This window comes from Cognatiyoonia sp. (genome assembly GCF_965661665.1).
GTDB lineage: Bacteria > Pseudomonadota > Alphaproteobacteria > Rhodobacterales > Rhodobacteraceae > Cognatiyoonia.
The window spans coordinates 20,720-34,162 of record NZ_CBFIEO010000021.1 but is presented as its reverse complement, the minus strand read 5'-3'; the positions used below and the strand labels follow the sequence as shown (position 1 = coordinate 34,162).

General features: G+C 54.2%; 15 protein-coding genes and 1 pseudogene. 8 read left to right on the top strand and 8 right to left on the bottom strand.

What is annotated here, in order from left to right; translation table 11 throughout:
* The 3 genes from ACTF5F_RS12665 to tsf all read left to right on the top strand — a co-directional run.
* Positions 1 to 1,180: HupE/UreJ family protein (locus tag ACTF5F_RS12665; RefSeq protein ID WP_438957231.1), on the top strand; the 1,180-nt coding region annotated here is incomplete at its 5' end.
* Positions 1,181 to 2,005: 825 nt separating this feature from the next.
* The gene (gene rpsB / locus ACTF5F_RS12660; RefSeq protein ID WP_438957230.1) at positions 2,006 to 2,803 is read left to right on the top strand and encodes a 30S ribosomal protein S2; all 798 of its coding nucleotides are present in this window, start codon (positions 2,006 to 2,008) and stop codon (positions 2,801 to 2,803) included.
* Between the two features lie 77 nt (positions 2,804 to 2,880).
* Complete coding sequence (gene tsf / locus ACTF5F_RS12655) at positions 2,881 to 3,753, top strand: translation elongation factor Ts (protein ID WP_438957229.1); 873 nt, start codon at positions 2,881 to 2,883, stop codon at positions 3,751 to 3,753.
* Between the two features lie 379 nt (positions 3,754 to 4,132).
* On the opposite strand, the gene ACTF5F_RS12650 is transcribed toward tsf, so the two are convergent.
* From ACTF5F_RS12650 to aroQ, 3 genes are read right to left on the bottom strand one after another with little or no spacing between them, the layout of a single operon-like run.
* The gene (locus ACTF5F_RS12650) at positions 4,133 to 4,603 is read right to left on the bottom strand and encodes a helix-turn-helix transcriptional regulator (RefSeq protein WP_438957228.1); all 471 of its coding nucleotides are present in this window, start codon (positions 4,601 to 4,603) and stop codon (positions 4,133 to 4,135) included.
* Positions 4,604 to 4,879, bottom strand: a complete 276-nt coding sequence (locus ACTF5F_RS12645; protein ID WP_438957227.1) for an autoinducer binding domain-containing protein — start codon at positions 4,877 to 4,879, stop codon at positions 4,604 to 4,606.
* Between the two features lies 1 nt (position 4,880).
* Positions 4,881 to 5,333: a type II 3-dehydroquinate dehydratase gene (aroQ, locus tag ACTF5F_RS12640; protein WP_438957226.1), complete on the bottom strand. Its 453-nt coding sequence runs from the start codon at positions 5,331 to 5,333 to the stop codon at positions 4,881 to 4,883.
* 533 nt (positions 5,334 to 5,866) lie between these two features.
* On the opposite strand from aroQ, the gene ACTF5F_RS12635 reads away from it, so the two are divergent.
* The 5 genes and pseudogenes from ACTF5F_RS12635 to ACTF5F_RS12615 all read left to right on the top strand — a co-directional run bounded on the left by ACTF5F_RS12635 (position 5,867) and on the right by ACTF5F_RS12615 (position 8,365).
* Positions 5,867 to 6,352, top strand: a complete 486-nt coding sequence (locus ACTF5F_RS12635; protein WP_438957225.1) for a pseudoazurin — start codon at positions 5,867 to 5,869, stop codon at positions 6,350 to 6,352.
* A 312-nt stretch (positions 6,353 to 6,664) separates the two neighbouring features.
* The gene (locus ACTF5F_RS12630; protein WP_438957235.1) at positions 6,665 to 7,102 is read left to right on the top strand and encodes an NAD(P)-binding domain-containing protein; all 438 of its coding nucleotides are present in this window, start codon (positions 6,665 to 6,667) and stop codon (positions 7,100 to 7,102) included.
* A 143-nt stretch (positions 7,103 to 7,245) separates the two neighbouring features.
* A pseudogene (locus ACTF5F_RS12625) lies at positions 7,246 to 7,890 on the top strand (hypothetical protein).
* A 9-nt stretch (positions 7,891 to 7,899) separates the two neighbouring features.
* On the top strand, positions 7,900 to 8,106 hold the full coding sequence (locus ACTF5F_RS12620) for a hypothetical protein (RefSeq protein WP_438957224.1): 207 nt from the start codon (positions 7,900 to 7,902) through the stop codon (positions 8,104 to 8,106).
* Between the two features lie 79 nt (positions 8,107 to 8,185).
* Positions 8,186 to 8,365 carry a DM13 domain-containing protein gene (locus ACTF5F_RS12615; protein WP_438957223.1) on the top strand — a complete coding sequence of 60 codons (180 nt, stop codon included), beginning with the start codon at positions 8,186 to 8,188 and terminating at the stop codon, positions 8,363 to 8,365.
* Here the strand turns inward: ACTF5F_RS12615 and phoB are convergent, their stop codons facing one another.
* The 5 genes from phoB to pstC are packed head-to-tail and all read right to left on the bottom strand — an operon-like array spanning position 8,366 to position 13,402.
* Complete coding sequence (gene phoB / locus ACTF5F_RS12610) at positions 8,366 to 9,055, bottom strand: phosphate regulon transcriptional regulator PhoB (RefSeq protein ID WP_438957222.1); 690 nt, start codon at positions 9,053 to 9,055, stop codon at positions 8,366 to 8,368.
* A 5-nt stretch (positions 9,056 to 9,060) separates the two neighbouring features.
* A complete protein-coding gene (phoU, locus tag ACTF5F_RS12605; protein WP_438957221.1) occupies positions 9,061 to 9,768 on the bottom strand; it encodes a phosphate signaling complex protein PhoU in 708 nt (235 codons plus the stop codon).
* Positions 9,769 to 9,779: 11 nt separating this feature from the next.
* Positions 9,780 to 10,580, bottom strand: coding sequence for a phosphate ABC transporter ATP-binding protein PstB (gene pstB, locus ACTF5F_RS12600; protein WP_438957220.1), 801 nt, complete (start codon positions 10,578 to 10,580; stop codon positions 9,780 to 9,782).
* Positions 10,581 to 10,589: 9 nt separating this feature from the next.
* Positions 10,590 to 11,924 carry a phosphate ABC transporter permease PstA gene (gene pstA / locus ACTF5F_RS12595; RefSeq protein WP_438957219.1) on the bottom strand — a complete coding sequence of 445 codons (1,335 nt, stop codon included), beginning with the start codon at positions 11,922 to 11,924 and terminating at the stop codon, positions 10,590 to 10,592.
* Complete coding sequence (pstC, locus tag ACTF5F_RS12590; protein ID WP_438957218.1) at positions 11,921 to 13,402, bottom strand: phosphate ABC transporter permease subunit PstC; 1,482 nt, start codon at positions 13,400 to 13,402, stop codon at positions 11,921 to 11,923. The genes pstA and pstC overlap by 4 nt, the downstream gene beginning before the upstream one ends.
* Positions 13,403 to 13,443 lie beyond the last annotated feature (41 nt).

Genomic DNA, 13,443 nt, shown 5'->3' with positions numbered 1-13,443 from the left:
GGTTTTTGACGTTGAACTGAACGTTGAAAGCTTTGTGTCTGGCATAGATCAGTCGGTGACGTCCGACACGAATGACGCGGCAGAGGCTGAGGATTACGACACCTTGCGCGCGTTAGAGCCGGCAGCGCTAGAAGCGGCCTTTAGGGGATACTGGCCGCGGATGGAGGAGGGGCTTTCCATCGTCGTCGATGGAATCGAGGTGTTGAGCCGTTTGACGGCGGTGGAGATTGGCGAAGTTGGCAATTTCGATTTGCCGCGTCAGAGCCTGATCCAGTTCGTTGCGGACATTCCTGACGATGCGCAATCCGTTTCGGTGGGGTGGGCCCCTGAATTTGGTGCGTTGGTGCTTCGCCAGATGGGCGTCGAGGCGCCGTTCGATGACTTCCTGGCCGCTGGCGCATCCACACCAGAATTTTCATTGGCAGGCGGCGATCAAGCGACCGGTTGGCAGACGTTCTTTAACTATATTCCAGTGGGCTTCGATCACATCATTCCAAAGGGTTTAGATCACATCTTGTTCGTTTTAGGGCTTTTCTTCCTGTCGACGCGGATGCGGCCGCTGATGTGGCAGATCACAGCGTTCACCTTGGCGCATACGATCACGCTGGCGTTGGCTGCTCTGGGGTATGTGAACATCCCAGGTTCCATTGTGGAGCCGTTGATCGCAGCGTCGATCGTCTATGTCGCAGTTGAAAACCTCTATACCGACGGCCTGTCGCGCTGGCGTCCTGCAATCATCTTTGGCTTCGGTCTTTTGCACGGGCTTGGTTTTGCAAGCGTTCTGGCGGAGTTTGGTCTGCCAGAAGGAAGCTTCATCCCCGCGCTCGTTGGTTTCAATATCGGTGTGGAAATTGGCCAGTTGGCCGTGGTGGCCGTGGCATATCTTTCTGTGCGCAAGGCGATCGACTTTGACCGGAGGAGCGAAGCAAGCCCCATGATTTCAGGCATGTACCTTGCTGCGGCAGCGGCGGTGATGGTGTTGTTAATCCCTGCCACCGGCATGTTTGATCCGGTTGAAGTCAGCATTTTGATCGTCACCATTGCCATCATCTTGGGCCTTTGTGCCGCGTCCATGGTTGTCGGCGGTTTCGACAGCTACCGCGAAATTGTCGCGATGCCCGGCTCCATCCTGATCGCGACAGTGGCGATGTACTGGTGTATTGAGCGCGTTTTTCTTTAACATTTTCAGTTCTTAATCGAGTCGAAGTCAGGAATCCCTTACCTTGTGGTTTCATAGGGTCAGTCCCTACATTGGGACCACAAGCGATAGAGGTTTCTTATGAGTCTTCAGTTGCGACCAGCGACACCCCTCGACGCGGGTGTTATTGCAAAAATGGCACTAACCGAAACCGAAGGTTTGATGTCCTCCTTCTAGGGGGCCATGGCTGCTTCAAACGAAGCAGCGACAGAAACAGGTGTTTGTCAAATCAAGCTCGATCACAGTGTGTTTTCTTGGAAAAACACAACGATTGCATTTGATTAATGATGAGCCTGCAGGCGTCATGATTTCAAAGGTTTTGGCTGCCGTACCAGAACCGATCGAGGAAGACATGCATCCAATCTTTCGTCCCATCATGAAACTCCAAAACGACGCTTTGGAGTCGCGATTCATCTCTCTTATCGCGATTTTTGGGAAGTACCGATGACAACACATCGGTGAAAAGCTTTTGGAGTAGGCGGAAGCACACACCGGTCCAAAGAGCGTTTCTGCCATTTCGACAAACGCCAACGTTGTTGGGCAGGAGTTCTTTTTCAGTCAAGGCTACACCCGGATTGCTGAGGCACCACTGATCTCTACCAATAGAGCAATCGTTGGTACCTGCTTGGGAAGCCCGAAACATAAGCATATAGTGCTTGCCAGCCCTCAATTAAGGCAATATAGCCCCCCGTACGTAATCCCGCAGGCGGGGGAGGGTGCGATGGGGATACATCCCAAAGCATCCACCGGTTGATCAGATAGGTTGATCCCCCGCTGAGGCTTGAAACCGGAAAAGGATACAGACACATGGCTCTTCCTGAGTTTACCATGCGTCAGCTGCTTGAAGCTGGCGTTCACTTTGGCCACCAGACCGCGCGCTGGAACCCAAAGATGCAAAATTACATTTACGGCAGCCGCAACGGCATCCACATCATGGACCTGACACAAACAGTTCCAATGCTGGACCAAGCGTTGCAGGTCATTCGTGAGACGGTCGCAAAAGGCGGTCGAATCTTGTTTGTTGGGACAAAGCGTCAGGCGGCAAAGCCCATCGCTGAAGCGGCAGAAAAGTCTGCGCAGTACTACATGAACCACCGTTGGTTGGGCGGCACGCTGACAAACTGGCAGACTGTATCCCAGTCAATCAGCCGTCTGCGCGCGATTGAAGAAGCTGCTTCCACCGGTTTCGCTGGCCTGACAAAGAAAGAGCGTCTGGGCATGGAGCGTGAGCAAGGCAAACTGCAGGCGTCTTTGGGCGGGATCGCTGATATGGGCGGTACACCTGACCTGTTGTTCGTTATCGACGTGAACAAAGAAGATCTGGCCATCGCTGAAGCCAAAAAACTAGGCATCCCAGTTGTGGCTGTTGTTGACACAAACTGCACACCTGAAGGTGTTGACTACGTTATCCCAGGCAACGACGACGCGGCACGCGCGATCGCGCTTTACTGCGATCTAGCGGCACGCGCGGCACTTGACGGCATGTCCGCACAGCTTGGTGCATCTGGCGTCGATGTTGGCGAAATGGAAGATGCCGGTGAAGAGCTGCCTACAGAGGCCGCGGCTGAAGAAGCCCCAGCAGAAGACGCGCCAGCGGCTGAATAAGCCAGACGCTTTTGAAAAGATGCCGGGTAGGGGCCACCCCGCCCGGATGACTAAGAATTCCTCTGAGGAGAGATGACATGGCGATCACCGCTGCATTGGTGAAACAACTGCGCGACAGCACAGGCGCAGGCATGATGGACGCAAAAAAAGCGTTGACTGAGAACAACGGAGACATGGAAGCGGCGGTTGACTGGCTGCGGACAAAGGGCCTTGCAAAAGCTGCTAAGAAATCCGGCCGTACGGCAGCTGAGGGCCTCGTCGCTGTTGCGGTTTCTGGCAACAAAGGCGTTGCTGTTGAGGTGAACTCTGAAACCGACTTCGTTGCGAAGAACGCGGACTTCCAGAAGATGGTGTCCGGCATTGCACAGGTTGCTTTGACTGTTGATGACGTTGAAGCGCTAAAGGCGGCTGACATGGACGGCAAGTCTGTCGAGCAGACAGTCACCGATGCTGTTGCAATCATTGGTGAGAACATGGGCGTGCGCCGCATGGCTGCTTTGGAAGCGGATCAGGTTGTGACTTACGTGCACAACGCGGCTACAACCGACATGGGCAACATCGGTGTTCTGGTTGGCCTCAAAGGCAACAACGAAGCCTTCGGTCGTCAGGTTGCGATGCACATCGCGGCGACAAACCCTGCTGCATTGAATGAAGGTTCGCTCGACCCAGCCGTGGTTGAGAAGGAAAAGCAGGTTCAGATGGACATCGCGCGCGAATCTGGAAAGCCAGAACAGGTCATCGAAAAGATGATTGTTGGCCGCATGAAAAAGTACATGTCTGAAGTCACATTGGTGAACCAGGCGTTCGTCATCAACCCAGATCAGACCGTGGCCGAAGCCGCTGCGGAAGCAGGTGTTGAGATCATTGGGTATGTTCGCCTTGAAAAGGGTGAAGGCATCGAAGTTGTCGAAGAGGATTTCGCCGCTGAAGTTGCCAAAATGAACCAGTAAGGCTGGCATCACCTTAAATCATTGGGCCTGCAGCCACTGCTGCGGGCCTTTTTATTGGCAAAAAGGGGTATCTGAAACGAATTTGGCACCGCGTCGGGAGAACGCGGTGCCTAATAATAAGTGCGCATCCATTTAGGGATGGGGACAAACGCACGGATCATTAGCCAAACTGGAAAAGGCCAAAACCCCAATAATTTGGCAACGCGGATCGGCTAGCCTAGTAATCGCTAGGAGTCCGACCCGCTGTTCCAAGGCCTCAGGCCACTTCTCACGGAACAAAGAAAACGTCGCATTTAACCTAGTTTAAAAAAAGCACGGTTTTCGCTACCTTTTTGAAAAAAACCCGATTGGTTTCACCAGAAAGCGGTCAAAGTTTCCTTTAGACGTCGAGAATGAACGTCTGATTAGAGAAGGCCGCTTTCAATAGAGCTTGCGCAGTTGTGTCCACATCCAGGGCTTCACGGGCCAGTCGAAGGTATTTTTCGACCGTTGCTGGGATCAGATCAAGCAGAATTGCGATATCTTGGATGGTTTTTCCATCTCCGACCCATTGCAGAACCTCGCTCTGGCGTTTGGTCAGTGGACGCGCACCAGAGTAGCGGAGCGTATGCAGTTTCATTTGCATGACGTTAAGGACGGCCATCAACTCATTCCCATGCTCGGCCCAAACCGCCTCAACCTCATTATGTGACATGCCCGCTTTCGCGGTGAGCGCGATTACTCCCTTGGTCCGGTGCGAAACGGAACGAAAGCTCACCGTATAGCAAGCGCAGACGTCGTTTTCTTGATTGAATTTCACGACGCGTTTTTCGTTGTCAGTCAAAAATTCCGCTTTGGCGAGATCTTCCATTCAGCGCCAACTGTAAGCACCATCATTTTCAAGCGCCCACCGCACCATCGGACCTTGCTGATAGTGACCTTGCTGCATGAAGCCGTCCATGTCGGCGCGTGTATGATTGGAGAACAGCACCATGTCTTCCAGATCACCGAGGGACGTGCGTGTCCGATAGCGCGTGTATCCGTAAAGGAGGCGGTCAAAGCCATAGCGGGCCATGCGATCGACGTGGAGGCGCCAAAGTTCTTGATCAGAGTGCACATTGGTGATCTGGCTCAGGTCGGCGACCAAATCAGTGATTAGACTGTGCTTCCAAATACTGCGCCATCGCACGAACGGCGAGGGGATAGCCGTTTATCCCAAGTCCGCAAATCTGGCCAAGTACGACAGTCGACATAAAGGACTTTTGACGGAACTCTTCACGCGCGTGAACATTGGACACATGAAGCTCCAACGTCGGAATTTCGACGGACGCAATGGCATCGGCGAGGGCGATTGACGTATGCGTGTAGGCACCGGCGTTAAAAACGATGCCGTCATGTTTCGACTTTGCGTCTTGGATTACATCCACGAGCACGCCTTCATGATTGGATTGTTCGAAGGCGAGAGAAACACTAAGGGCATCAGCTTCCGATCTGCACAAGTCTTCAACCTGTTCCAAGGTTGTTGCGCCGTAAACGTCAGGCTGACGTGTCCCAAGAAGATTAAGATTTGGGCCGTTCAAGACTAAAATCGATAGTGCCATACTTTAGCTACTAACTAATGTGGTGAATCTTTCAACTGAAATGAAAACCAACTTGTTGTTTTTTAAGGACGCGTTTCCAAGACAACACTGTGCATTTTGATACGGATGCGTTGTTCAGAATGCTCTTAAGCTTGGTCCGTGCGAAAGGGCACCGTGATTTTAGGCATCAATTATCCGCATAAGGTTTATTATGTAATATATTTTAGTCTATGACCCGATCTATCTAGCGGTAAAAGTAGTAAAGCATTCACAACTTTAGGCCCCTTATGTCGACAAACAACGCCGATTTCAGTCATCGGCATGACCGGAACCTTACTCACTACGTAATCCGTGACTTGTCCTTCTGTGCCGTTGGACTATCTACGACTTAACCGAAGACGAAACGACCACAAGACGATCATCAATGCCCACAAGGACGTATCACTACCATTCCGTTCTGGCACTGTACCGTGCGTTACTCGGTATTCATGCAGCTCATCAAAAACTTGCGCGTTGAACTGCGCACGACATTCCAAAAAAACCGGAGGAAGAAAATGTTCAAACTCAACAGACGGCAGATGATTGCAGCGACAGCAGCTGTTGTTGTTGCGGGTCCAGTGATCGCTGAATCTCACGGTGGTACGGTTCACGAAGTCGAAATGCTGAACCAGAACCCAGACAACCCACGCCAGCGTATGGTGTTCAGCCCGCGCGTTTTGGTTGTTCAGCCTGGCGATACTGTGAAGTTCCTGCCGACCGATCGTGGTCATAACAGCCAGTCCATCGACGAAATGATCCCTGCCGGTACTGAAGGCTGGGAAGGCGCAATCAACGACGAAGTTGAAGTCACATTCGACACACCTGGCTTCTATGGCTACCAATGTAAACCACACCAAACCGTTGGTATGGTTGCCGCCATTATCGTGGCTGGCGAAGGCGCGCTGGACAATCTTGAGGATGCCAAAGGCGTACGTCAGCGCGGTCAGGCCAAGAAAGTTTGGGCTGAAATCTTTGATGAGATCGACGCGCTCGAGCTATAATAGCCACTCTCACCCAATTCGAATAACCCCCGTGAACACACGGGGGTTTTTTGTTCTAAATGGTCGTGCATTGCGAAATCTGATGGCCGGTATTACCCAATTCACATCACGTTTTTGCGGCATTTGACAAGTTGTTTGATAGAAAGGTATTTTGGCATGCCGCTGTGTAACGTTGGATTAATTGGCCTCGGCACTATGGGGTCTGTATTGTCGCTCAATATTTCGGAAAACGGCTTCAAATTCGCTGTTTAGAACCTCGAACCGAAAGCCACAAAAGCATTTGAAAAAGAAGCCGGCGATCTTGCGGATAGGATCACACCGACGTTTTTGCATGAGGAGTTGGTGGCCGCTTTGAAACCCCAGCGAGCGATCATTCTCATGATTCTTTCCGGCGCACCGCTTGATGAACAGAAGGCGATACTGCGCCCCCTACTCGACCCCGAAGATATGATCATTGATGCCGGCAACGTGGACTTTCATCTGACCCGCGCGCGGGCAAAGCAATTCGACGGCGTGCCATTCATTGGCGTTGGCGTGTCAAGCGGCGAAAAAGGCGCACGGTATGAGAAATCGATCATGGGTCGTCGACCAAAGAAGTCGTGGGATGTGGTCGCACCAATTTTTGAAGCGATCAGTGCGAAGTTCGAAAGCCAACCCTGCGCCACTTGGATGGGCCCAGATGGAGCTGGGTATTTTGTTAATGCGGTTCACAACGGCATTGAGTATGTCGATATGCAAATGATTTCATAGAGTTATGGCATCATGCGTGATGATACGGAAATGGCTGCTTTTGAGATTGGCGACACTTTTGTGAACTAGAATGACGGTCTGTTACAGTCTTATCTGGTTGAGATTTCCGGCGAAGTGGCAAAAGCCCTCGATCCCCAAACCCCATTGTCGATAAAGCGGGTCAGAAAGGCACCGGTCGTTGGACCGCAATCGAGGCCCAGCATTTGGCAGCACCTGAGCCTGTAATTGAGGTGGCCGTGGCCGCGCGCAACATGTCGGCCCGCAAAGACATTAGGCTTTAAGGGTAAGAAATTTTTGGCACAACGCCACAAAAGCTGTCCGAAGACGCGATCAGCCTCTATCATTTGGAAGCGGGGCTCATTGCAGGCAAGATTCTTTGCCATGCACAGGGCTTCCGTATGTTGTTGGCCGCCTCAGAGGAGTTCGAATGGTCCGTGCCCCTGCGCGTGATTGCGGTAGTTTGGCGCGAAGGCTGCAATATCCGTCCCGCGATGCTCGATGACATGGCAGAGGCGCTCATCGATAACCCCGCGCGGAACCTGATGTTCGCCCCATATTTCGCGGATCATTTGAAGTAGTCCCATGACAACTTGCGGCACGTCGTTGCACAGGCGGCGCTGCATGGATTGGCGACGCCGGCCCTATCCTCCGGCCTGACCTATTTTGACACGATGCGCACGGGACGCGGCACCACGAACATAATGCAAGGGCAGCGCGACTATTTTGGGTGCTACGGATTTATTCATATTGATGGCTCGGAAGGACAGCATGGTCCTTGGGCAGATTGAGGGATTAAGATGCTTATACTGATTTGGCTGACAACACATTTGATTGCGGGGGCAATTGGTTTTGCGCTTAGGATCTATCTGCTTCCCACCCTAACCGCGCCAGAAGGGTCGGATGCTCCGATATTGGAGCAACAATCAGCGTCGGCAACCTACACCGGCACCCTGACCCGCGATTTGGCGGGCAGCGATTTTTGCATTGGGGCGAAGGAACGTTGAGCCTTACAGAAACCCAGTTGGTCCACATGGGCGAACTTGCCCCGGGCGAGACTACCGCGCCTATCTGACGCGATCCTTTGTGGAAGATGAGGCAAGGTTCGAAACTATTAAGGAAGCCCCCCTCAATCTTGGAAAAGTGTATATTTTCAATTGGTTCATCCTCGACCTTCCAGCGAGGATCGATTTCGAAAACTACTCCACCATCGTGATTTGGTGTGAGCGGTTTGGGGAGTTCATCACTGCGGCGCAGTACAGCTAGTTACCCCAACGCATACCCCGTCCCACGCACCGTGCGGACGGGGTCTTTGCCGCCTTTGGACGTGAGGATTTTGCGTAGGCGGCCGACGTGGACGTCGACAGTGCGGGTATCGACGTAGATGTCGCGGCCCCAGACGCGGTCTAGGAGTTGCTCACGCGACCAGACACGCCCCGGTTTTTCCATTATTGTGCTCAACAGCCGAAACTCCGTGGGGCCCAGTTTCAGCGGTTGATCCGCACGGGTCACGCGGTGGGTTTCGCTGTCAAGGACGATATCGTCATACGTCAGAATTTGCCCCACTGTTGAGGGTCTTACGCGGCGAAGTTGAGTCCGCACGCGAGCCATCAGTTCGCTCACCGAATAGGGCTTCACCACGTAATCATCGGCCCCTGTTTCCAAGCCGCGCACCTTGTCGATCTCTTCCGACTTGGCCGACAGCATGATGATTGGGATGGCGCGGGTGTCGGGGCTCATCTTGATGCGGCGGCACACCTCAATACCCGAAAGTTGCGGCATCATCCAATCGAGCACGACCACATCTGGCGGGTCTTCAGCGACGATGAGCATCCCCTCCTCCCCGTTCTCCGCGCGCGTAACGCGGAACCCTTCGGCTTCGAGGTTATAGGCCAGCACTTCGCGTTGCGCGGGCTCATCCTCAACGACCAAGACATGTGGTTGAGGCAAAGACATGAGGCTTACTCGACCTCGCTCACATAGGCGGTGCGGTCGGACTTAAGCCGCGCCTCATCCGGCATTTCGCCCGTGACAAGATAGATGATCTGTTCGGCCATGTTGGTCGTCAGATCTCCCATCCGCTCAATGTTCTTCGCCATGAAGTGCAAGTGCATGCAGCCCGTGATGTGGCGTGGGTCTTCCATCATGAAGGTCAGCAACTCGCGGAAGAGCGCGTTATACATCTGGTCAACGTCTTGGTCGCGCTGGCGCACATCCTCAGCCAAATCGGCGTCGCCACGGATGTAGGCGTCAAGCGTATCTTTCAACATCCCCTGCACTTCGCGCGCCATGCGGCGCAGGGTAAAGCCTGTGCCTTCAACAGGGCTGAGATCAGCGATGGCGGAGGTGCGTTTTGCGATGTTCTTGGAATAATCGCCAATGCGCTCAAGGCTTGCGGCAAGCCGCAACACGATGAGGATTGAGCGGAGGTCTTTTGAGACGGGTGCCCGCAGCGCAATAATACGTGCTGCAACGTCGTTGATTTCAAGCTCAAGCGCGTCGATGGCTTTGTCCCCTGCTCGGACCTGCTCGGCCAGTTCAAGGTCGCGGTTTTCAAGGGCTTTGGCAGCGTTCAGGATAGCCTCTTCAACCAAGCCACCCATTTTCATGATGAGCGTGATCAGACCTTCAAGGTCGCGGTCATAGGCGGATGAAATATGTTCGTGCATCTGCTCTCTCCCTAGCCGATCCGACCGGAAATATAGCTCTCCGTCCGTTCGTCTTCTGGGTTTGTGAAAATCTTGTCGGTGTCGTCGTATTCCACGAGGTTGCCGAGGTGAAAGAAGGCGGTTTTCTGGCTCACCCGTGCGGCTTGCTGCATGGAGTGGGTGACGATGACGACGCAGAAATTCTGGCGCAGCTCATCCATCAGCTCTTCCACCTGAGCGGTCGCAATGGGATCGAGAGCGGAGCATGGCTCATCCATCAGCAGCACCTGTGGTTCCGTCGCAACCGCCCGCGCGATGCACAGGCGCTGTTGCTGTCCACCAGACAAACCTGTGCCGGGGGCATCCAAGCGGTCCTTCACCTCGTCCCAGATCGCGCCACGGCGGAGCGCGCTTTCGACAATCTCATCCAGTTCGGATTTGTTGCGGGCCAACCCGTGGATGCGGGGGCCGTAGGCGACGTTGTCATAGATTGATTTCGGGAATGGGTTCGGTTTCTGAAACACCATCCCAACCTTCGCCCGTAGTTGCACAGGGTCAACGCGGCGATCGTAGATGTCTTCCCCATCAAGGTGGATGTCACCCTGTACACGGCAGATGTCAATCGTGTCGTTCATCCGGTTCAGGCAGCGCAAAAAAGTAGATTTCCCACAGCCGGACGGACCAATGAAGGCCGTGACGGTTTTGTCTTGAATTTCGACATTCACGTCTTTGATCGCTTGGTTGTCAGCATAATAGACCTGCACACCTTTCGCGCTGATCTTGATGTCTTGGTCTGCGTTCATCTGACGGTCCACATAGGCTAAATCTTCCATCCTTGCCTCCTACCAACGGCGCTCAAAACGGCGGCGGAGGATAATCGCTATGATGTTCATCGTTAGGAGGAACACAAGCAAGATGATGATCCCCCCCCATGCGCGCTCATAGTAGGCAGGGTCGGCGCGTTTGGCCCATTCGTAGATTTGGGCTGGCATGGCGGAATTTGGATCAAGAAATCCAGAGGCGATGCCGTCGGGGTAGTTGGAGGCGATATAGCCGACCATGCCGATCAGCAGCAGCGGCGCGGTTTCACCTAGCGCCTGCGCGATACCTATGATCGTGCCGGTCAGGATGCCAGGCATGGCGAGCGGCAAGACGTGGTGGAAAATCGATTGCATCTTCGACGCGCCGACGCCAAGCGCGGCATCGCGGATTGATGGTGGTACGGCTTTGAGGGAAGCACGGGTGGAAATCACGATGGTCGGCAGCGTCATCAGCGTGAGGGTCAAACCGCCAACGATTGGCGCCGACTGTGGCAAATGTGCGAATTGAATAAATACTGCGAGACCCAAGATACCAAAGACAATCGACGGAACAGCGGCGAGATTGGAGATGTTGACCTCGATCAGGTCCGTAAACCGGTTTTGGGGGGCGAATTCTTCCAAATAGATTGACGCCGCCACGCCAATAGGCAGGGCGAGGATTAGGACGACCAGCATCATGAAGAAAGAGCCGAGCATCGACAAGCCCATTCCTGCGCTCTCTGGCCGTTTCTCCGAAGCATCCGCACCGGTGATAAAAGCCAAGTTTATAACACGTTCTACTGCGCCACGTTCCTGCATCGCATCAATCAGGTCGAGGTGCAGTGGGGAGAGGTTTTTGTCCCGCGCCAGATCTTCACGCGTCACACGACCTTTCAGGTAGCCGTCGACGCGGGAGGACGCGAGCAGTGTGAATTCCACCGTATCGCCAATGCGATCGGGGTACCTGATGACAAAATCGCGGATCTGTGCGGCGGCGGAGTCGGAGAGGATCTGCGCGAGCTTTTTGTCGGCCACCTCCGTCTCGATCCCGTCGGTTGCGGCCACGAGCGCATTCTGAATTAGGGGTTTGTAACCAAAAGTGGAAACTTTCTTGATCTTCTCAATGTCCCGTTCACCAGATTTGTCGAGCTTTTCCTCAAGTAGTTCAACGTCCACCGTTACATAGGTCTGCGTGAAGGCCGGAATGCCGTTTTGGATGATCGCGCCCAGCAGGGCCACGAGGAAGAAGATGCCAATAGCAATGGCGGCGATACCGTAGGCTTTAAACCGCTTCTCTACCGCGTTCCGCTTTTTGGTGCGTGCGTCCACTTCGAGAAGGGATTTGGCCTTTTTCTCGGGCATAGTTGTGTCGGTCATTCATACTGCTCCCGATACTTGCGCACGATGTAGAGGGCGACGATGTTGAGCCCAAGTGTGATAATAAAGAGCGTAATACCAAGCGCGAAAGCGACAAGGGCTTCGGGGGAGGAGAAATCGCTGTCGCCAGTAAGCTGGCTGACAATCTTTGCGGTGACTGTGGTCATCGCCTCAAACGGGTTCAACGACAAACGTGCTGCGGCCCCTGCCCCCAAGACCACGATCATCGTCTCCCCAATCGCACGGGAGGCGGCCAACAGAATGGCGCCAACGATACCTGGCAAGGCCGCAGGAAGGACTACTTGACGGACCGTTTCCGAATGCGTCGCTCCAAGACCCAAGGAGCCATCGCGCATGGATTGTGGGACGGCGTTAATGATGTCGTCAGAAAGGGAACTGACGAATGGGATCAGCATAATTCCCATCACCAAGCCCGCTGTCATTACAGCCGTACCGCCCGACATCCAATCAACGCCCAAGGCCCCGTTGCGGCCAAAGACGCTGACCAAGAGCGGGCCGATCGTGAGCAAAGCGAACAGACCGTAGACGATGGTGGGGATACCCGCGAGCACTTCAAGCAGAGGTTTGGCGACAACACGAACCGGTTTTGTCGCGTACTCGGAGAGGTAGATCGCCGCAAAGAGGCCAATGGGCACCGAGACGATCAGCGCAATTAGCGAGATGTACAGCGTGCCCCAGAGGAGCGACAGAATGCCCAGTTCAGACCCACCCCCACGGCCGGAGAAGCTCGGGTTCCAGCGGAGGCCGAAGAAGAATTCGCGCATCGAATATAGCTGGAAGAATTCTAAGGTATTGAAGATAAGCGAGAGTAAGATGCCCACGGTTGTGAGGATCGCAACAGATGCCGAGACGATGAGTAGACAAAGCACAACTTGTTCCACCGCATTGCGGGCGCGGAAGTCTTTATCTGTCCTGCGCCACGCGATCAGCAGACCCGCAAGCGCGATGCCAAGCACCGAGATCGCCTTCCACCCAGCACCCGTCGCACTTTGGGCGCGGTAACTGCGGGCGGCGTCAAGCGTGCTTGACGTCACATCAGAACCAAGCGCAACGCCGACATCAGCCAACAAAACTCGGATGTCGTCACTTTCCGGATCGAGGGCGGCGACTTCGGTTTCGATCAATGTTCCTTGGGCCACCGCCGTATTGAGCCCATTTGCCACGCGGCGGACGTCCGCAAGGATCAGATCAAGCGATGCGCCCTCTTCCGTCGCGGCCTCGGCCACGATGCTGGAGACGTTGTTGTTGATCATCATCGGCTGGGCCAACAGCCAAACGATCAAAAGCCCCAAAGCGGGGACAATTGCTGTCAGACCAACGTTGTAGCCATAATAGGATGGGAGGGAGTGCAGATCGCGGCTGTTGCCACCGGCGGTCGCCAATGCGCGCTGTCTGCCAAGCACGAAACCGACCACGCCGAGCGTCAGCACGATCAGGATCAAAAGTGAGTTCGGCATCAGAGTCCCCGCCAGTATTGCCTTCCCTGCCTTAACACGGG